The 17,415-nt window shown below is 74.8% G+C and carries 20 protein-coding genes and 1 pseudogene; 12 read left to right on the top strand and 9 right to left on the bottom strand.

Annotated elements, in window-relative coordinates:
• The first annotated feature begins 1 nt into the window (after window position 1).
• On the top strand, window positions 2–1,018 hold the full coding sequence (locus ACI2LW_RS04570; protein ID WP_404729952.1) for a DNA topoisomerase IB: 1,017 nt from the start codon (window positions 2–4) through the stop codon (window positions 1,016–1,018).
• A gap of 44 nt (window positions 1,019–1,062) precedes the next feature.
• Window positions 1,063–1,299, top strand: a complete 237-nt coding sequence (locus tag ACI2LW_RS04565) for a hypothetical protein (RefSeq protein WP_404729652.1) — start codon at window positions 1,063–1,065, stop codon at window positions 1,297–1,299.
• Between the two features lie 108 nt (window positions 1,300–1,407).
• Here ACI2LW_RS04565 and ACI2LW_RS04560 read toward each other — a convergent pair whose 3' ends face one another.
• A complete protein-coding gene (locus ACI2LW_RS04560) occupies window positions 1,408–2,676 on the bottom strand; it encodes a ricin-type beta-trefoil lectin domain protein (protein WP_404729651.1) in 1,269 nt (422 codons plus the stop codon).
• A 135-nt stretch (window positions 2,677–2,811) separates the two neighbouring features.
• Window positions 2,812–3,357 (bottom strand): VanZ family protein, encoded by a 546-nt coding sequence (locus ACI2LW_RS04555; RefSeq protein WP_404729650.1) that lies wholly within the window; start codon window positions 3,355–3,357, stop codon window positions 2,812–2,814.
• Window positions 3,358–3,605: 248 nt separating this feature from the next.
• Here ACI2LW_RS04555 and ACI2LW_RS04550 point away from each other — a divergent pair, with 248 nt between their 5' ends.
• Genes ACI2LW_RS04550 through ACI2LW_RS04525 form a run of 6 tightly spaced genes read left to right on the top strand, consistent with a single transcriptional unit; the run spans window position 3,606 to window position 7,462 of the window.
• Entirely contained in the window at window positions 3,606–3,788 is a 183-nt protein-coding gene (locus ACI2LW_RS04550; RefSeq protein WP_404729649.1) for a hypothetical protein, read from the top strand.
• On the top strand, window positions 3,785–4,237 hold the full coding sequence (locus ACI2LW_RS04545; protein WP_404729648.1) for an MrpF/PhaF family protein: 453 nt from the start codon (window positions 3,785–3,787) through the stop codon (window positions 4,235–4,237). The genes ACI2LW_RS04550 and ACI2LW_RS04545 overlap by 4 nt, the downstream gene beginning before the upstream one ends.
• Entirely contained in the window at window positions 4,230–4,577 is a 348-nt protein-coding gene (locus tag ACI2LW_RS04540; RefSeq protein WP_404729647.1) for a Na(+)/H(+) antiporter subunit B, read from the top strand. Before ACI2LW_RS04545 ends, ACI2LW_RS04540 begins: the two co-directional genes overlap by 8 nt.
• Window positions 4,574–5,314 (top strand): MnhB domain-containing protein, encoded by a 741-nt coding sequence (locus ACI2LW_RS04535; RefSeq protein ID WP_404729646.1) that lies wholly within the window; start codon window positions 4,574–4,576, stop codon window positions 5,312–5,314. The genes ACI2LW_RS04540 and ACI2LW_RS04535 overlap by 4 nt, the downstream gene beginning before the upstream one ends.
• Window positions 5,315–5,330: 16 nt before the next feature.
• Window positions 5,331–5,681 (top strand): sodium:proton antiporter, encoded by a 351-nt coding sequence (locus ACI2LW_RS04530; protein WP_404729951.1) that lies wholly within the window; start codon window positions 5,331–5,333, stop codon window positions 5,679–5,681.
• Entirely contained in the window at window positions 5,681–7,462 is a 1,782-nt protein-coding gene (locus ACI2LW_RS04525) for a complex I subunit 5 family protein (RefSeq protein WP_404729645.1), read from the top strand. Before ACI2LW_RS04530 ends, ACI2LW_RS04525 begins: the two co-directional genes overlap by 1 nt.
• Window positions 7,463–7,482: 20 nt before the next feature.
• On the opposite strand, the gene ACI2LW_RS04520 is transcribed toward ACI2LW_RS04525, so the two are convergent.
• A complete protein-coding gene (locus ACI2LW_RS04520; RefSeq protein ID WP_404729644.1) occupies window positions 7,483–8,145 on the bottom strand; it encodes a DUF4230 domain-containing protein in 663 nt (220 codons plus the stop codon).
• Window positions 8,146–8,356: 211 nt separating this feature from the next.
• On the opposite strand from ACI2LW_RS04520, the gene ACI2LW_RS04515 reads away from it, so the two are divergent.
• The gene (locus ACI2LW_RS04515; RefSeq protein WP_404729643.1) at window positions 8,357–9,328 is read left to right on the top strand and encodes a ribose-phosphate diphosphokinase; all 972 of its coding nucleotides are present in this window, start codon (window positions 8,357–8,359) and stop codon (window positions 9,326–9,328) included.
• Window positions 9,329–9,346: 18 nt separating this feature from the next.
• On the opposite strand, the gene ACI2LW_RS04510 is transcribed toward ACI2LW_RS04515, so the two are convergent.
• Window positions 9,347–9,727 carry an anti-sigma factor antagonist gene (locus ACI2LW_RS04510; protein WP_404729642.1) on the bottom strand — a complete coding sequence of 127 codons (381 nt, stop codon included), beginning with the start codon at window positions 9,725–9,727 and terminating at the stop codon, window positions 9,347–9,349.
• 291 nt (window positions 9,728–10,018) lie between these two features.
• On the bottom strand, window positions 10,019–10,969 hold the full coding sequence (locus tag ACI2LW_RS04505) for an NADP-dependent oxidoreductase (RefSeq protein ID WP_404729641.1): 951 nt from the start codon (window positions 10,967–10,969) through the stop codon (window positions 10,019–10,021).
• Between the two features lie 71 nt (window positions 10,970–11,040).
• Between ACI2LW_RS04505 and ACI2LW_RS04500 the strand changes: the two genes are divergently transcribed.
• Entirely contained in the window at window positions 11,041–11,988 is a 948-nt protein-coding gene (locus tag ACI2LW_RS04500; protein ID WP_404729640.1) for a GlxA family transcriptional regulator, read from the top strand.
• A gap of 127 nt (window positions 11,989–12,115) precedes the next feature.
• Window positions 12,116–12,508: a VOC family protein gene (locus ACI2LW_RS04495; protein ID WP_404729639.1), complete on the top strand. Its 393-nt coding sequence runs from the start codon at window positions 12,116–12,118 to the stop codon at window positions 12,506–12,508.
• A gap of 599 nt (window positions 12,509–13,107) precedes the next feature.
• Here ACI2LW_RS04495 and ACI2LW_RS04490 read toward each other — a convergent pair.
• Both ACI2LW_RS04490 and ACI2LW_RS04485 read right to left on the bottom strand, forming a co-directional pair.
• Window positions 13,108–13,407 carry a DUF4235 domain-containing protein gene (locus tag ACI2LW_RS04490; protein ID WP_404729638.1) on the bottom strand — a complete coding sequence of 100 codons (300 nt, stop codon included), beginning with the start codon at window positions 13,405–13,407 and terminating at the stop codon, window positions 13,108–13,110.
• Between the two features lie 80 nt (window positions 13,408–13,487).
• Window positions 13,488–14,507 carry a glutathione S-transferase family protein gene (locus ACI2LW_RS04485; RefSeq protein WP_404729637.1) on the bottom strand — a complete coding sequence of 340 codons (1,020 nt, stop codon included), beginning with the start codon at window positions 14,505–14,507 and terminating at the stop codon, window positions 13,488–13,490.
• On the opposite strand from ACI2LW_RS04485, the pseudogene ACI2LW_RS04480 reads away from it, so the two are divergent.
• Window positions 14,442–15,648, top strand: a pseudogene (locus ACI2LW_RS04480) (cation diffusion facilitator family transporter). The gene ACI2LW_RS04485 and the pseudogene ACI2LW_RS04480 overlap by 66 nt on opposite strands.
• Window positions 15,649–15,734: 86 nt before the next feature.
• On the opposite strand, the gene ACI2LW_RS04475 reads toward ACI2LW_RS04480, so the two are convergent.
• Both ACI2LW_RS04475 and ACI2LW_RS04470 read right to left on the bottom strand, forming a co-directional pair.
• Complete coding sequence (locus ACI2LW_RS04475; RefSeq protein WP_404729636.1) at window positions 15,735–16,184, bottom strand: nitroreductase family deazaflavin-dependent oxidoreductase; 450 nt, start codon at window positions 16,182–16,184, stop codon at window positions 15,735–15,737.
• Window positions 16,185–16,695: 511 nt separating this feature from the next.
• Window positions 16,696–17,331 carry a LysE family transporter gene (locus ACI2LW_RS04470; protein ID WP_404729635.1) on the bottom strand — a complete coding sequence of 212 codons (636 nt, stop codon included), beginning with the start codon at window positions 17,329–17,331 and terminating at the stop codon, window positions 16,696–16,698.
• Window positions 17,332–17,415: the final 84 nt, after the last annotated feature.

Genomic DNA, 17,415 nt, shown 5'->3' with positions numbered 1-17,415 from the left:
CGTGCGACTGCGCACCAGCTCCTGCGACCGGCCCGGCTTCACCCGGATCCGCTGCGGCCGCGGCTTCCGCTACCAGGACAGCGACGGTCACCCGCTCAGGGACGCCGGGCATCTGGCCCGCATCCGCGCCCTGACCATCCCGCCGGCCTGGCGCGACGTGTGGATCTGCCCCTGGCCCAACGGCCATCTCCAGGCCGTCGGCACCGACGACGCCGGCCGCCGCCAGTACCTGTACCACGAGGAGTTCCGCGCCCGTCAGGAGGACGCCAAGCACGAGCACGTGCGGCAGGTGGCCCGCGCCCTGCCCGGGCTGCGCGCCGAGGTCGCCGGGGACCTGGCCGGCCGCGGCCTGAGCCGGGCGCGGGTGACCGCGTGCGCCGTACGCCTGCTCGACCTCGGCTTCTTCCGGATCGGCAGCGACCGGCACACCAGGCGCAACGAGACCTACGGCCTGACGACCATGCTGCGCGAGCACGTCAGCTGCGGCCGCGGCGAGATCGCGTTCAGCTACCCCGCCAAGGGCGGCACCGAACTCGTCCGGGCGCTGGTGGACGACCAGGCGCACGCGGTGGTGCGCGCGCTGCTGCGGCGCCGGCGCGGCGGGCAGCGGCTGCTGGCGTACTGGAACGGCGGCGCCTGGCACGAGCTGCACAGCGGCGACCTGAACGAGGCGCTGCGCCGGCTGTCCGGCGCCGACATCACCGCCAAGGACTTCCGGACCTGGCACGCCACCGTGCTGGCCGCGGTGGGGGTCGCCGTGACCGCCGAGCAGGCCCGGGCGACGGCCGCGGCCCGGCGCCGGCAGATCGCCCGGACCGTCCGCGAGGTCAGCCACTACCTCGGCAACACCCCCGCCGTGTGCCGGTCCTCCTACATCGACCCGAAGGTCTTCGAACTGTTCGAGCAGGGGGAGACGATCGCCCCCGTGCTGGCCCGGCTGGGCGAGCACGGGAGCTTCGGCCGCCCGGCCACCCAGGGGGCCGTGGAGGTGGCGGTGCTGGACCTGCTTCGGCGATGAGCGCCCGAGTCGCCGGTCCGGGTCCGCGTTCTACGCTGGAGTGCATGACCGAAGCCGCGTGCCCCTACATGTCCCAGCCGCGGATCCTGGTGCACGGAGTGCAGCCGGGCCCCCCGCCCTTCCGGATCGTGGAGATCGACGGGGAGGTGGTGGGGGAGGCGAAGAGCGTCACGGACGTCCTCCAGGCCGCCGCGCTGTTCGGCATCCGCGTGCACGACCTGGACGACCCGGACGTGGTCCGCTGGGTCGGCGGCGACAAGTTCACCTGGCGGGCGCACTGAGGCGCAGCACGCCCGGGCCCGGGCCCGGGCCCCGGCCGGGGCCGCGGCCGTGACCGCCCGCGGCCCCCGCGATTCCGCCCGCGGCCCCCGCGATTCCGCCCGGGTGCGTCAGCCCACCGTCCACTTCTGGTTGGCGCCGCCCGTGCAGGTCCAGATCTGCAGCCGGGTGCCGTTGGCGGAGTTGTTGCCGGTGACGTCCAGGCACTTGTCCGCCTGCGGGTTCACGATGTCGTGCGCGGCGGTGACGACCCACTTCTGGTTGGGGCCGCCCGTGCAGTCCCACAGCTGGACCGTCGAGCCGTCCGCGGTCCCGTTGCCGGTGACGTCCAGGCACTTGCCGAGCGCGCGGAGGGTGCCGTCCGGGGCCACCGTCCACCGCTGGGCGGCGGTGCCGTTGCAGTCGTAGAGCTGCACCGGGGTGCCGTTGGCCGGGTTCGCGGCGGCCACGTCCACGCACTTGCCGGCCGGCCCGCGGATCGCGGCCCCGGCGGGGGAGTCGCCCGTGGTGACCGAGACCGAGTCGACCACCAGCTGGGCCGGGAAGGCGGTGGAGCCGTCCGGGTCGCCCGGCCAGTAGCCGCCCACGGCGAGGTTGAGGATCAGGAAGAACGGCTTGTTGAACACCCAGGACCTGCCGCCCAGGTCCGCGGGCGTGCGCCGCTGGTAGACGTTCCCGTCCACCGACCAGGTGATCGAGTCGGGCGCCCAGTCGACGGCGAAGGTGTGGAAGGCGTCGGCGAAGGCCTGGCCGCCGGGCAGCGTGTAGCCGGCGCCGATGCCGCCGGAACCGGAGTAGCCGGGGCCGTGGAGGGTGCCGTGCACCGTCGAGGGCTCGAACCCGACGTTCTCCATCACGTCGATCTCGCCGGAGTCCGGCCAGCCGACCCGCCCGATGTCGGTGCCGAGCATCCAGAACGCCGGCCACATGCCCTGCCCGCGCGGGATCTTCATCCGCGCCTCGACGTGGCCGTACTGCGCGGCGAACTTCCCCGAGGTGTTCAGCCGGGCCGAGGTGTACTGGCAGGTGCCGTACCAGCACTGGTAGTTGGCCGGGTTCTCGCGGCGGGCGGTGATGACCAGGTGGCCCTGGCCGTCCAGGGCCGCGTTCCTGTTGCCCGCCGTGTAGTACTGCCGCTCGTGGTTGTTGACGTTGTCGCCGGTCTCCGTCTGCCACTTGGCGGAGTCGACGGCCGTGCCCGCGGGCCCGTCGAAGGTGTCGGAGAACGTCGTCACGGCGGCGGCCGCCCGGGGGGCGCCGGCCCGCGCGGAGACGTCGGCCCGCGCGGGGGCGGCGGCGGTCGCGGCGGCGGCCGAGCCGACGAGCGCGGCGGACAGGGCGGCGAGGAGACATCTGCGGAGCAGACGTGGAGAGGCCACGGCTCTCCCTTCCGTACGGCGGCCCGGGCGCGGGCACACCGCACCGTTGTGGGGGGTGAAGGGTGTCGCCTCTTTATTCAAGGAATGAACTAAGGCACCGTCAATACTGTGGTCCGTACCAATTCCCGCCGTCGTTCAGGACGCCTTGCGCGCGTGCACCGCGCGGCCCATCCGCCGGCCCAGGAGCAGGTAACCGGCCAGCGCCCCCGCGGTGTTGAGGATGACGTCGTCGATGTCGAAGGCCCGCCCGGTGATCAGCGCGCCCTGGGCGAACTCCACCAGCAGCATCACGACCGCGGTCAGCAGCAGCACGCGCAGCGCCCCGCGCGCCCGCGGGGCCACCACCGGCACCAGCACCCCGAACGGCACCCCGAGCAGCAGGTTCCCGCCGATCTGCTTGACCGTGTCCCGCAGCGCCGGCTGCTCCAGATAGGCCCGCAGTGAGTGGCCCGGACGCAGATTGGTGTGCGCGATGGCCGCCGAGGCGGGCGAGGGCTCCAGTGTCAGCCGGGCCAGGACCACGGCGAACGCCACCATGAACACGAAGGCGCACAGCATCGCCAGCAGCCGCAGCGGCCACGGCGCCGGCCGGCGTCCGTCCGCCGTCGGCCGCGGGGTGCGCCCCGGCCGTGCCGGGCGCGGGCGGAACAGGCTGCGCGGACGGAGCGCCACACGGGCCATTCGGTCCTCCAAGAGTCAACTCACTCGTGTGAGGGGCCGGTTACCCCCGAACCGTTCGGCGATGCCGTCGCGGGGCGGGCCCGAGGGCGGGGCGCGACGGCGGTTTCTCCCGCTGCTCGCGGGGCATCCGGGCAAAGACCCGCGCGCCGTCGCGGCCCGGCGGCCGGGGCGGTGCTTGGATGCCGGAAGGCGCCGCACGGGCGTGCGGCGCAGGCGCAGCGAACAGGTCCGGTCCGCGGAGGTGGCACGTGAACCCGCGTACGTCGCTCCTCGCCGCCGGCGAGGTGCTGGCCTGGTGGGCCGCGCTCGTCCTGCTGTGGCTGACGCTGATCAGCACCGTCGACACCCTGGAGTGGGTGGTCGGCGCGTGCGCCGCGGGCCTGGGCGCACTGGCCGCCCGGGCCGGACGGCGGGCGGTGGGACGGTGGTGAACGGCTGGCTCCTCGCGGCGGCCCTCGTGCTGGCCGTGGGCCTGGGCTCGACCCTGTGGGGAGTCTCCACCGGGCCGCTCGCGCGCAGGGTCACCGCCCAGAACCTGTCCACCGCCCTGGTCTGCCCCGGTCTGCTGCTGCTCGCCCAGGGCTACGGCCGCCCCTCCTACGTCGACCTCGCCCTGCTCCTGGCCCTGCTCGGACCGGTCGGCACCCTGGTCTTCGCCCGGCTGCTGGCCGAGGACCTGGCCGGCGAGCGGCCCCGCGGCCGGGCGGCGACCTGGGCGGCCGCCGCCACCGGCGCCGTCGTCGTCGCGGTCCTGTGCGCGGTCACCGGGCCGGGCCGCGCCATGGTGAAACTCCTCGTGGTCGGGGCGCTGCTGGTGGGCGGCAACCTGGTGGCCTCCCGCGCGCTGTCCGGCGGCTTCCCGGGGGTGGGCCGTGGCTGACGCCCTCGTCGTCATGGCCCTGCTCCTCGTGGCCGCCGCCGCCACGGCGGCCGTCGTCAACCGCGACCCGGTGCGCCAGGCCCTGGTGCTGGCCGTCCTCGGCACCGCCCTCGCCGTGCTGTTCACCGTCCTTCAGGCACCCGACGTCGGACTCTCGCAACTCGCCGTCGGCTCCGTGCTCACCCCGCTGCTGATCATGCTCTCGGTGCGCAAGGTCGGACGGCGCTCCGCCGACGGCGCGACCGGGGACCGGGACGGCGGCCCGGCCGCGGACCGCGACCGCGGCGCGGCAGGGGACGGGCACGGCCGCGGGGCCCGGGACCGGGACGGCGGCGCGTGAGCCGGCGGGCCAGGCTCTGGCTGCTCGCCCTGGGCGGGGCCCCACTCGCCGCCCTGCTCGTCGCCGCCTGTCTGCGGCTGCCCGCCTTCGGCGGCCCGCACCACCCCTACGGCGACCGCGCCGTGCGGGCGGCACTCGGCCGGCGTACCGCCAACACCGTCGCCTCCGTCAACTTCGACCAGCGCGCCTTCGACACCATGGGCGAGATGGCGATCCTCTTCGCCGCCGTCCTCGGCTGCGTCGTCCTGCTGCGCCAGGCCCGCGACGAGCACCGCGAACGTCCCAGCCCGGCCGAGGTGGCCCGCCCGGTACGCCGCTACGCGCTGATCGTGCTGCCCGTCGCCCTGGTCACCGGCCTGTATGTGATCGCGCACGGCCAGCTCAGCCCGGGCGGCGGCTTCCAGGGCGGCGTGGTCGCCGCCGGCGCGCTGCACCTGCTGTACCTGGGCGCCGACTACGCCGCCCTGGAACGCGTCCGCCCGGTCGAGACGTACGAGGCCGGCGACGCGCTGTCCGCCTCCGCCTATCTGGTCCTGGGCCTGGCCGGCCTCCTGGCGGGCACCGCGTTCCTCGCCAACACCCTGCTGCCGTACGGCACGTTCAACACGCTGTCCTCCGGCGGCACCGTCCCGCTGCTGAACGCGGCCATCGGCGTGGAGGTCGCGTGCGCGGTCGTGGTGCTGCTCGCCCGCTTCCTGGACCAGGCCGTCGAGATCGAGGAGGGGAACGGACCGTGAGAGCGCCGTGAGTTCCGTGACGCACGTCCTGCCGTACCTGGTGGCCGCGTGGGTGTTCCTGGCCGGCTGTTACGGGCTGGCCACCAGCCGGAACCTGATCCACGCCGTGGGCTGCCTGGCCGTGTGCCAGTCCGCCACCTACGTCCTGCTGCTGGCCGTCGGCTACCGCGACGGCGGCACCGCACCCGTCTTCTCCGACATCCGGCCCGGCGCACGGCCCGTGGTCGACCCCGTGGTGCAGGCCCTCACCCTCACCGACATCGTGGTCGGCGCCACGGTGACCGCGCTGCTGCTCGCGCTGACCGTGCAGATCTCCAAGCGGCACGGCACGGTCGACCCCGACGAGCTGAGGGAGCTGCGCGGCTGATGCACCATCTGCTGCCGCTGGTCGCCGCCGTTCCCCTGCTCGGCGCCGCGCTGCTGGCCGCGACCGGCCGGCACCTGCCCCGCCCGGCGGCCGAGGGGTTCGGCTGTCTGGTCTCGGCCGCGACCGCGGCGCTCGCCCTCGTCCTGCTGAGCCACTCCTCGCCGCCGCTGGTGGAATGGGTGGGCGGCTGGTTCCCGCGCGACGGCGCGAGCGTCGGCATCGTGCTCACCGGTGACGGGGCCGGGCTCGGCATGGCCGCCCTGGCGTCCCTGCTGACGCTCGCCGCGCTGGCGTACTCCTGGCACTACTTCGACGAGCCGCCGCGCGGCCACGCCGGCTCGTTCCCCGCGCTGATGCTGCTCTTCCAGGGCGGCATGTGCGGCTTCGCCGTCGCGGGCGACCTGTTCGACGCCTTCGTGTTCTTCGAGCTGATGAGCGTCGTCGCGTACGCGCTGACCGGTTACCGCATCGACGAGGCCAAGGCCGTGCAGGGCGCCCTGAGCTTCGGCGTGGTCAACTCGCTGGGCGCGTACGCCCTGCTCATGGGCATCGCGCTGCTGTACGCCCGCACCGGCGAGCTGGCGATGACGAGGATCGGCCACGGGCTGGACGCGGCGGCCGGGCACGGCGGCCCCGACGCGCTGACGCTGGCCGGCTTCGTGCTGGTGCTGACCGGCCTGCTGGTGAAGGCCGCCGCCGCGCCCTTCCAGTTCTGGCTGCCCGACGCGCACGCCGTGGCGCCCAGCCCCGTGTGCATGCTGCTGTCCGGAGTGATGGTGGAACTCGGCCTCTACGGCGTCTGGCGGGTGTACGGCACCGTCTTCTCCGGACCCGGCGGCATCCCCGCGTCCGGCTTCACCCGGGTCCTGGTGACCCTGGGCGTGCTCACCGGGGCCGTCGGCGCGGTCATGTGCTGGTACCAGCGGCACATCAAGCGCCTGCTGGCCTTCTCCACCATCGCCCACACGGGCCTGTTCCTCATCGGCGTCGGCGTGCTGAAGGCGGAGGCCGACACCGGGACCGCCCTTTACCTCCTCGGGCACGCCGGGGTGAAGGCGGCCCTGTTCGCCTGCGCGGGCGTCCTGCTCGACCGCTACGGCACCGTCGACGAGTACCAGCTGCACGGCAGGGCCCGGCCGCTGCGCGGTGTCGGCGTCATGTTCGCCGTCGGGGCGCTGGCCCTGGCCGGACTGCCGCCCTTCGGGACCGGGCTGGGCAAGGCCGTGAGCGAGGAGGCCGTGGGCCTGCCGCTCACCGTGGTGTACGTCGTCGTCCCGGCCGTCACCGGGGCCGCGGTGCTGCGGGTGGCCGCCCGCGTCTTCCTCGGGCTGGGCCCCCGCCCGGGGGAGCGCGAGGACCCCGGGCGCGACGAGGACAGGACGCCCGGGACCGGCGAGGAGCCGGAGACCGGGCGTCGGCTGACCCGCGTGCCCGTCACCATGCTGTCGGTCCCCGCGCTGCTGCTCGCCGCGGCGCTCGCGGTGGGGGCGGTGCCCGGCTTCGCCGGCGCGGTGGCCCACGCCGTGGAGGAGGCCGGGACCTGGGGGGTGTTCTCCTCGGCGCACTGGACGGCGGCCGGGGTGCTGTTCGATCTGCTGTCCAGCCTGCTGGCGGTGGCCCTGGCGGCCGTGGCGGTGGCCCGCCCGGGCCTGCCGGCCGCCCGGGGCTGGGCGCTGCCGCTCATGCGCCTGCAGTCCGGGCACGTCGGCGACTACGTGGCCTGGACGCTGCTGGGCATGACCCTGCTCGGGGCGCTGGCCCTGCCGGGCGTCCTCGGCTGATCAGGCCCCGTAGGAGCTGATCAGGCCCGGTAGGAGACGTGCACCTCCGTGAAGCCGAGGGAGCGAAGCAGGCCCTGGAGCATGCCGGTGGTGTTGGCCTCGGCCCGCGCGGTCAGCCCGCTGCCCTCGGCGGCCCGAGCGATGTGGCGCACCGCGAGCCGCTGGACGGCGTGCTCGCTGTTGGGGTTGTCGGAGAACAGGTCGCCGAGCCGGTCGAGCAGCCCGCGCTGCTTGGAGACGGCGTAGGAGTGGTCCGCGTCCAGCGCCGGCCTGCCGAGCCGGGCGTGCGGCAGCCGCAGCGTGGCCGAGGTGCGGTCCTCGTCGACCGTCACGTCCCGGTCGCCCACCTGCCCGAGGTCGACGTAGGCGTCCACGGTGCCGGCCCCGACGTACAGGGTGCGGCTGCCGCGCAGGGCGTCCGGCAGGTACTTGGCGTCCTTGTCCAGGTCCACCACGACCTGGAAGTTGCCGGAGGCGGCGTCGTAGCGGCTCATGTCCTGGATGGACTTCAGCAGCGCCGGACCCGAACGGTCCCTGGACTCGGTGCCGAACAGGTCCTTGATGCCCGGCAGCACCGCCAGCCGGATTCCGGCGAACAGCACCGCGAGCACCACGGCGAGCGCGGTCACGGCCTTCGCCCACCCGGGCATGCGCCCGGGCAGCCGCCTGATGGAGGTCGTCATGCGGCACTCCCCCTTCCTCTCCCAGCGGATGCCCGCGAAACGCCGTGCCAGACAACCCCGTTGGCTCCGACGTACGGCGGGCGACAGCACGCGGGGTGCAGGGGGGCGCCCGCGGCGGCGTGGCGCTCGGGTGACGGCGTGCCACGCCGCGCTGACGCACGGTCAGTAGCATGAGCCCGGCAGCCGGAAATGATCATGCGAGGAGCGGATCGTGCGAGACATCGCGGTGTTCAGCGGCAGCGCCCATCCCGAGCTGGCCGCGGAGGTGTGCGCGCATCTGGGCGTGCCGCTCAGCCCGACCCGGGTCAGCCGGTTCGCCAACGACTGCCTCGAGGTGCAGCTGCAGGCCAACTGCCGTGAGCGGGACGTCTTCCTGATCCAGCCGCTGGTCAGACCGGTGCAGGAGCACCTGGTGGAGCTGCTGCTGATGTGCGACGCGGCCCGCGGGGCGTCCGCGGGACGGATCACCGTGGTGATGCCGCACTACTCCTACGCGCGCTCCGACAAGAAGGACGCGCCGCGCATCTCGCTCGGCGGCAGGCTGGTGGCCGACCTGCTGGTGGCGGCGGGCGCGGGGCGCGTGCTGGCCATGACGCTGCACGCACCGCAGGTGCACGGCTTCTTCTCGGTGCCGGTCGACCACCTGCACGCGCTGCGCGAGCTGGCGGCGCACTTCTCCCAGTACGACCTGTCCCGCACCACGGTGGTCTCCCCGGACCTGGGCAACGCCAAGGAGGCCGCCGCCTTCGCCCGGCTGATCGGCGCCGAGGTGGCCGCCGGTGCCAAGCAGCGCTTCCCCGACGACCGGGTGACCATCAGCTCCGTCATCGGCGACGTGGCCGGACGGGACGTCATCGTGCTGGACGACGAGATCGCCAAGGGCAGCACGGTCCTCGAACTCCTGGACCGGCTGCGGGAGTCGGCACCCCGCTCGATCCGGGTCGCCTGCACCCACGGCCTGTTCGCGGCGGGGGCCCTCAAGCGGCTGGCCGAGCAGCCCGACGTGCTGGAGATCGTGTGCACCAACACCGTGCCGGTCCCGGTGGGCGGCCGGGAGGAGTGCCGGGCGCACGGCGACAAGCTGAAGGTGCTGTCCATCGCGCCGGCGCTGGCCGAGGCGGTGCGCCGGATCCACAACGGGGAGTCCGTCAGCGCCCTGTTCGACGCGCCGCGCGGCGAGTAGGGGCCACGGGCGGGAGGGTCACACGGAGCCCGGGGTGGGCTCGGGCTGCTCCAGGGCCGCGTCCAGCGTCGGATGCGGGGGCAGCAGCCGGGCCAGACCGGTCACCTTGAGGATGCGCAGGGTCAGCGGGTGGGCGCACACCAGGCGCAGCTCTCCGTCCTGCTCCAGGACGCGGCCGCGGGCGCGGTAGAGCAGGCGCAGCCCGGAGCAGTCCAGGAAGTCGATGCGGCTCAGATCGATCACGATCCGGGCCCCGGGCCGGGCGGTCACCCGGTCGAGGTACGGCACGATCTGCACCGCCGCCGCGATGTCGATCTCACCGTGGAACTCCAGCACGGTGTGCCCGCGGTCCCGCCGGACGCGCAGATGCCGGTTGAGCGGCGCGGGTTCGTGCGGCACGACGACATCGCCTCCAACCGGCTGCTGCTGCGGCGGGGTTCACGGGCCGCCGGGCCCAACGCCCCTCCCCGCCCTGCAAGTTACCCTCGTTGGAGTGAATTCCAGCATGTTCGATTGACATATGTCTCTGAATTGCGGCCGTGTCTTCCTGTGAGGTGGGGGACGGGCCGCCGTCGCCGCGTACGGGGGAGCCTCCGTGCCGGGCCGCCGCACGCCGTCCACCGTACGCCGCACGCCGGCGCCCCCGCGTCGTCGCAGGCTCCGGCGTACGGCGTGCTCGGGGCCGGCCGGTCAGTCGACCACCAGCACCAGCTTGCCCGTGGTGCGGCCGGTCTCGCCGAGCTCGTGCGCCCTGGCCGCGTCGGCCAGCGGGAACGTCCCGGCGATGGTGGCGCGCAGCCGCCCGGACTCCACCAGCTCCGCGATCGTGTTCATCCCGTGGTGGTCGGCGTCGACGAGCATCCGGATCGCCCGCACCCCGAGCCGCTCCGCCTCCCGGTACAGCTCGTCGGAGCCCACCGGCAGGATCGACACCAGCAGGCCGCCCGGGCGCAGCACCCGCAGCGAGCGCAGGCCGGTGTCGCCGCCGATGGTGTCCAGCACGACGTCCACGTCCCGCACGGCCTCGGCGAAGTCGGTCGTCCGGTAGTCGATCGCCTCGTCCACGCCGATGCCGCGCAGGAAGTCGTGCTTGCCCGCGCTCGCGGTGCCGATGACGTAAGCGCCCCGCGACTTCGCGATCTGCACGGCCACATGGCCGACGCCGCCCGCCGCCGCGTGGATCAGCACCCGCTGCCCGGACCGCAGGTCCGCGCGCTCCACCAGGGCCTGGTACGCGGTGAGCGACACCAGGGGCAGCGCGCCCGCCTGGACGTGGTCGATCCCGGCCGGCTTGAGCGCGAAGGTGCGCGCCGGCGCGGTGACGTACTCGGCGTGGGAGCCGTGGCCGAACGGGTAGGACAGCATGCCGAAGACCTCGTCGCCGGGCCGGAACATGGCCACCCCGATGCCCACGGCCTCGACCACGCCGGAGACGTCCCAGCCCAGGACGAAGGGCGGCTTGCCCAGGAAGCCGCCGGTGGCCCGGTGCTTCCAGTCGGTGGGGTTCACCCCGGCGGCCCGCACCCGGACCAGTACCTCGTTGGTACGCGGCTCGGGCCGCTCCATTTCGATCTCCTTGAGGACCTCGGGACCGCCGAGGACGTCCTGACCGATCGCGCGCATCGTCTTCACATCGCTCATGGTCCACCAGCCTGCCCCGGTCCGCCCGCCGGGGAAATGGCATGATTGCCAACAACCGATAGGATCGTGCCATGCAGCGCGCACACCGGGTCGTGGTCCTCGCTCTCGAGGGCGTCTACGCGTTCGAACTCGGCATCCCGAGCCGGATCCTCGGCGCGGCCGACGGCCACTACGAGGTGCTGACCTGCACGGTCGACGGCGGACCGGTGCGCACCGAGGCGGACTTCACCGTCAGCGTGGAGCACGGCCCCGAGGTGCTGGAGAGCGCGGACACCGTGATCGTCACCTCCATGCCGGTGGACCGCATCCCCGACGGACTGCCGCCGCCGGTGGCCGCGGCGCTGGCCCGGATCCCGCCGCACGCGCGCGTGGTCTCCATCTGCACGGGCGCCTTCGTGCTCGCCGCCGCCGGCCTGCTCGACGGGCGCCGGGCCACCACGCACTGGCACGTCGCCGACCGCTTCCGGCGCGCCTTCCCGCGCGTGACGCTCGACCCGGACGTGCTGTTCGTCGAGGACGGCCGCTTCCTCACCTCGGCGGGCGCCGCGGCCGGCGTCGACATCTGCCTGCACCTGGTGCGCCAGGACCACGGCAGCGCGCTGGCCAACTTCGTGGCCCGCTGCTGCGTGGTCCCGCCCTTCCGCGACGGCGGCCAGGCGCAGTACATCGTCCGGCCGGTGCCCGAGAACGGCGGCGCGAGTACGGCCGCCACGCGCGCCTGGGCCCTGGAGCGCCTGGGCGACCCGCTCACCCTCGCCGACCTCGCCGCCCACGCCCGGATGAGCCCGCGCACCTTCGCCCGGCGCTTCGGCGAGGAGGTGGGCCTCAGCCCCGGCCGCTGGGTCATCCAGCAGCGCGTCGCCCGCGCCCGCGACCTGCTGGAGACCAGCGACCTGACGGTCGACCAGATCGCCGGCCAGGTCGGCTTCGCCACCGGCGCGTCCCTGCGCCAGCACCTGCACGCCGCGATCGGCGTCTCCCCCCAGACCTACCGGCGCACCTTCCAGACGGCACGCTAGGGACAGCCGGGGCGGCGGCACGGGAGGGCCCGCCCGCGCCCGGTGGCCGACTGAATCCGCCGGCCGGGGAAAGGAGAAGGGGAGGGCGGCCGGGCACTTCCCGCCGCCGGGACCCCTCGGAGGAGACATGCCGCTGGTGACCGCGGGCGTGGTGGTGCTCGACTGCGCCGAGCCCGAGAAACTCGCCGTGTTCTACAAGGAGTTGCTCCAGGCGGAGGAGACGGAGGCGACGGCCGACCTGGTGGAGATCCGGGCCGTCGGCGGACTGCGGCTGGGTTTCCGGCGCGACGCGAACGCCACCCCGCCGAGCTGGCCCCGCCCCGAGAACTCCTTCCAGGCGCACCTGGACTTCCTGGTGGAGGATCTCGACGCGGCCGAACGCAAGGTCGTCGCACTCGGCGGGCGCACCCTGGAGGCCAAGGAGGCGCCCGGCCCCTACGAGGAACGCGGCTGCGCCGACCCGGCCGGCCACACCTTCACCCTCCGCCGCACCCGCCAACGGGGCCCGAAGCAGGGCTGACCCACCCGGGACACCGCGCGCCCCGACCCCGGTACCGGCCCGCCCGCGTCCCCCGGGCGGGCCGGGCAGGCCGCCCCGGCCGCCCGGGGCGGGGGTACGGGGACTGCTCGTCCCGGAGTCCCGGGGCGGGTGGGGGTGAGGCCCCGGAGCGCGGGCGGACCGCAGGGCCGTCCGCGGGCCCGGGGAGCGCGGGGGCGGCCGGTCCGTGGGCCCGGGGAGCGTGGAGGGCGGGCCGGAGCCGCCGGTCCGAGCCCCGGAGCCGGAGGACGGGCGGAGGTGCACGTACCCGGGGAGCACGGAATGCGGACGGTGCGGGGTTCTGGGGCATCAGGCACCTGGGCCGCGGTGGCGGTCGTGGCGGCCGGTCGCGCGGGCGGTGACTGCCGGTCCGTATGTACCGGGAGGCGCGGGCGGGACCGCTCGGTCCGGGGGCCTGTGCTGCGGGTCCGGGACCGTCGGCCGCGGTCCGGGACGGGGCAGGAATGCGGGGGTGGCGTGGCGTGCCGGCCGGGAGGGCCGGTGGTGGGGGCGGCGGGGACAGGAACGGGGCGGGGCCGCCCCCCGGCAGAAGGGGGCGGCCCCGTGCCGCGCGGTCGGGGTCAGTCGCGGCCGCCCTTCTCCTTGGCGGGCCAGACGCCCGTGGAGCGTTCGATGGCCTTGGCGCCCGCGCGGTCCACCGCGCTGCGCACCACCGCGAAGATGGCGCCCTGGACGGCCGCGGCCACCAGGACCTCGCCCCAGCGGCGGTCCTGGTCCAGCGCGTCGGGGGCGTCGTCCTCGTGCCGGATCGCCTTCCATGTGGCGCGGAACGCCATTCCGGCCAGTGCCCCGCCGGCCCAGCCCAGCACGAAGCCGATGGGCTGGTAGGCGAGCGGGAGCTTGTGCTTCTTCTTGGCCACCTGTGTCTCCTTCTGAGGGCCGCGGCCCGCGGGCCACGGCTCCACGGGTCGAAAACGGGTCGGGCGGTAAGGTGCGGGGGTCAGGGCCTGCCCCGCGGCGGGACCTCCTCGCCGGGCGGCACGGGCCCCGGCGGCGTACCGCCGCCGAAGGGCCGGCCGCCGAGCTTCTCGCGGTGATGCGGCGTCAGCCAGCCGGACAGGTCCGGCCCCAGGGGCACGATGCCGGTCGGGTTGATGCCCGTGTGCACCTGGTAGTAGTGCCGCTTGATGTGGTCGAAGTCGACCGTGTCGCCGAAGCCGGGCGTCTGGTAGAGGTCGCGGGCGTACGCCCACAGGACCGGGTTCTCCGCCAGCTTCCAGCGGTTGCACTTGAAGTGTCCGTGATACACCGCGTCGAAACGGACCAGGGTGGTGAACAGCCGGATGTCCGCCTCGGTGATCGTGTCGCCCACGAGGTACCGCTGCCCGGCCAGACGGTCCGCAAGCCGCTCCAGCCGCCGGAACACTCCCGCGCACGCGGCCTCGTACTCCTCCTGGCCGGTGGCGAAGCCGGCCCGGTACACCCCGTTGTTGACGTCCTCGTAGACGTCGGCCATCACCTCGTCGATCTCGTCGCGCAGCGCCCGCGGGTACAGGTCGGGCGCCCCGGGCCGGTGCAGCGCCCTCCACTCGGTGGCGAGGTCCAGAGTGAGCTGCTGATAGTCGTTGGTCACCAGCTTGCCGCTGGGCACGTCCACCACCGCGGGCACGCTCACCCCGCCCGGGTAGCCGGCCTCCCGCGCGTCGTAGGCCTCGCTCAGGAAGCGGATGCCCAGTACGGGGTCGCGGCCGCCGGGGTCGAGGGTGAAGCGCCAGCTGCGGTCGTCCTGGACCGGATCGACGACGGCGAGCGACAGGGCGTCCTCCAGACCGAGCAGCCGGCGCGAGACGAGCGCCCGGCTCGCCCACGGACAGGCCCGGCTGACCACCAGCCGGTAGCGCCCCGCCTCCACCGGCCATCCGTCCCGGCCGTCGGCCGTGATCCGGTCCGCGAAATGGCTCCTGGACCGCTTGAAGGGCTTGTGGCCGTAGGCCCGGTTGCCTCCGCCACCGTCGGTCATCCGTCCTCCCGTCCCGACCGGCGCCCCGCCGGCGCTCGTACGCCTCGCGCGCACCCGCCGCACGGGTGCCCTGGTGAACGCGTTCCCCGAAATCCGCCGAGGGCACGGGTATGAGCCGCACTGGCCGGGGCAGTCGGCGAACGTGAGCGGGACACAAGAGGAGCCTACGAAGGATCACCTGGCTGAGGACCGGCGCGCCGACCGCCGGACCCGCGTCACCGTACTGGTGGCGCTGGCCGCGAATCTCGTCATCGCGGTCGCCAAGGCCGTCGGCGGCCTGATCGCGCACTCGCCGGCGCTGCTGTCGGAGGCGGCGCACTCCGTCGCCGACAGCCTCAACGAGATCTTCCTGCTGGCCGCGCTGCGGCGCAGCCGGCGCCCCGCCGACCGGCGCCACCCCTTCGGCTACGGCAAGGAGCGGTTCTTCTGGTCGCTGCTCGCCGCCGTCGGCATCTTCGTCATGGGCGGCTGCTTCTCCGTCTTCCAGGGCGTGGAGGCGCTGCGCGGCGACGAGCAGGAGACGTTCAGCGGCTATGTCACCGGCCTGGTCGTGCTCGGCGTGGCCCTCGTCGCCGAGGGCCTGTCGCTGCTGCGGGCGGTGCACCAGGTGCGCCGGCAGGGCGGCGCCGGGAGCGGACTGCGCGACCCGGCGCTGCGCACCGTCGTGGCCGAGGACGGCACCGCGGTGCTCGGCGTGACCCTGGCCATCGTCGGCATGGCCCTGCACATGATCACCGGTCAGGTGGTGTGGGAGGCCTCCGCGTCGCTCGCGATCGGCGCGCTGCTGGTCTACGTGGCGTACCGCCTGGGCCGCGACGCACGCGACCAGCTGATCGGGGAGGCCGCCGACCCCGAGCTGAGCGGCCGCATCCAGAGCCTGCTGGAGGCGCAGCCCGAGATCGACAGCGTGGAGGCCCTGCTCACCATGAAGCTCGGCCTGGACTCGATGCTGGTGGCCGCCCGGATCGACCTCGTGCCCGGCCTGGACAGCGAACGGGTCGAGGAGGTCGCCGTCCGCATCAAGCGCTCGATCGCCAGCATGGTCCCGACGGCGCACCAGATCTTCCTCGACGTCACCGACCGCCGGGCCGGGCGGGCACAGGAAAGCCCCGCCGCGACGGGGGAGCGCGGCGGGGCCTGAGGCACGGGTGCCCGGGCGGAGGCGGCTTCATGCCCGCGCCGCCCGGATTCCCTCCGCCGGCTGCCGGCAGCCGGGCGGTGCGCGGCTCAGTGCCCGTCGGCCGCCTCGAGCACGAAGACCGGGATCTCCCGCGAGGTCTTCTCCTGGTACTCGGCGTACGGCGGGTACGCGGCGACGGCCCGCTCCCACCACTCGCGCTTCTCGTCGCCGGTGACCTCGCGCGCCGTCATGTCCTGCTCGACCGGTCCGTCCCGCAACTCCACCCGCGGGTCCGCCTTGAGGTTGAAGTACCAGAAGGGGTGCTTGGGCGCGCCGCCCTGGGAGGCCACCACCGCGTACTTCCCCTGGTGCTCCACGCGCATCAGCGGCGTCTTGCGGAGCTTGCCGCTGCGCGCGCCCCGTGTGGTCAGCAGGATCACGGGCAGTCCCGTGTCCAGGAGCGTGGTGCCCTTGGTGCCGCCGGAGCTCTCGTACAGCTCCACCTGGTCCCGCACCCACTGGGCCGGGCTGGGCTCGTACTCGCCCTCGAGTGGCATGGTGCCGGTCCTCTCGTCGCGTTCGGTGACTGCTCGTGCACCACCGTCAACATCGGCGTCCGCACGGTTCATCCCTACCGCTTCCCCCCGGAGCCCCGCCCGCAGCACGCCGCGGGGCACAGGCCGAAAGCCGTCCGGCCGGCCGTGCGCGGCGAAGCGGGCGCTGAGCGAGTGAGCGGGTGAGCGGGCGGCGGGACGCGGCGGCCGGCGCGACGCGACGCGATCCGGCGCGCCACGGCGGCCGCCGGACGTCGGGATCGGGCCAGTCGGGCCGGTCGGGCCGGTCGGGCCGGTCGGGCCGGTCGGGCCGGTCGGGCCGGTCGGGTCTGCAGGCCGTCCGGTCGGCCCGGCCGGTGGTTCCGCCGGGCCGGACCGGGCGGTCGGGCCCCGGCGGGCCGCACCGCCCGTCCGGTGGTCACTCGGGCCGGCCAAGATGCTCCTCCTGCCGGGTACCGGGATGCTCCTCCCACCGGGCGGGCGGTGCCGGCCGGGCACCGCCTCGCCCGGCGGGTCACGCCGCGGACGCCACCATCCGCAGCGCGAGCGCCGTCATCACGGCACTCGACACCAGCGCCGTCGCCAGCCGCCCCCGGCGGCCCGTCAGGGCCCGGCCCAGCAGCGCGCCGCCGCCGGCGAGCAGCAGTTGCCAGCTCGCCGAGGCGGCGAACGCGGCCAGTACGAACACCCCCTGTTCCGCGGGCGGCACGGCGGAGCCGGTGGCACGGGCGCCGATGACCAGCGCCGCGAAGTAGATCACGGTGGTCGGGTTGAGCAGGGTGATCCCCAGCAGGCCCAGGTAGGCGCGGCCCGGGCCCGGTGGGGGCGGTTCGGGCCGGGTGGCGAGCCGGTGGCCGCGGTACCGGCGCAGCGCGGTGACCGCGCCCCACACGGCGAGCACGGTCAGCACCGCGGCCGAGACCCAGCGCAGCGGCAGCAGCACCGGCCGCAGCGCACCGGCCAGGGCGGCGCCACCGAGCGTGGCCAGCAGGGCGTAGAACCCGTCCGCGGTGGCCACGCCCAGCGCGGCGCAGCCTCCGGTGCGCAGGGACGTACGGGCGGTCAGGGACACGAGGTAGGTCGCGACGGCCCCGACGGGCATGGCGATGCCATAGCCCGCGAGCAGGCCCGCGACGAGCGCGGCGGTCACGGCCGCGACGGGCCGGGCCTCCGGGGGCCGCCGGGCTGCTGTCGGCGCGCCGGACGGGCGGCGGCGGACAGCAACAGCGGGAAC

It is taken from the genome of Streptomyces sp. NPDC004065 (assembly GCF_044903565.1).
GTDB lineage: Bacteria > Actinomycetota > Actinomycetes > Streptomycetales > Streptomycetaceae > Streptomyces.
Note: the sequence above shows the minus strand (reverse complement) of the source record. Positions and strands in the feature narration are given on the sequence as shown.

Bases quoted from the DNA above. Each gene is read 5' to 3' on its own strand.
- ACI2LW_RS04565 (WP_404729652.1), top strand. From the start codon at position 1,063: ATGACCGAAGCCGCGTGCCCCTACATGTCCCAGCCGCGGATCCTGGTG.
- ACI2LW_RS04555 (WP_404729650.1), bottom strand. From the start codon at position 3,357: ATGGCCCGTGTGGCGCTCCGTCCGCGCAGCCTGTTCCGCCCGCGCCCG.
- ACI2LW_RS04525 (WP_404729645.1), top strand. From the start codon at position 5,681: ATGCACCATCTGCTGCCGCTGGTCGCCGCCGTTCCCCTGCTCGGCGCC.
- ACI2LW_RS04520 (WP_404729644.1), bottom strand. From the start codon at position 8,145: ATGACGACCTCCATCAGGCGGCTGCCCGGGCGCATGCCCGGGTGGGCG.
- ACI2LW_RS04505 (WP_404729641.1), bottom strand. From the start codon at position 10,969: ATGAGCGATGTGAAGACGATGCGCGCGATCGGTCAGGACGTCCTCGGC.
- ACI2LW_RS04500 (WP_404729640.1), top strand. From the start codon at position 11,041: ATGCAGCGCGCACACCGGGTCGTGGTCCTCGCTCTCGAGGGCGTCTAC.
- ACI2LW_RS04495 (WP_404729639.1), top strand. From the start codon at position 12,116: ATGCCGCTGGTGACCGCGGGCGTGGTGGTGCTCGACTGCGCCGAGCCC.
- ACI2LW_RS04485 (WP_404729637.1), bottom strand. From the start codon at position 14,507: ATGACCGACGGTGGCGGAGGCAACCGGGCCTACGGCCACAAGCCCTTC.
- ACI2LW_RS04475 (WP_404729636.1), bottom strand. From the start codon at position 16,184: ATGCCACTCGAGGGCGAGTACGAGCCCAGCCCGGCCCAGTGGGTGCGG.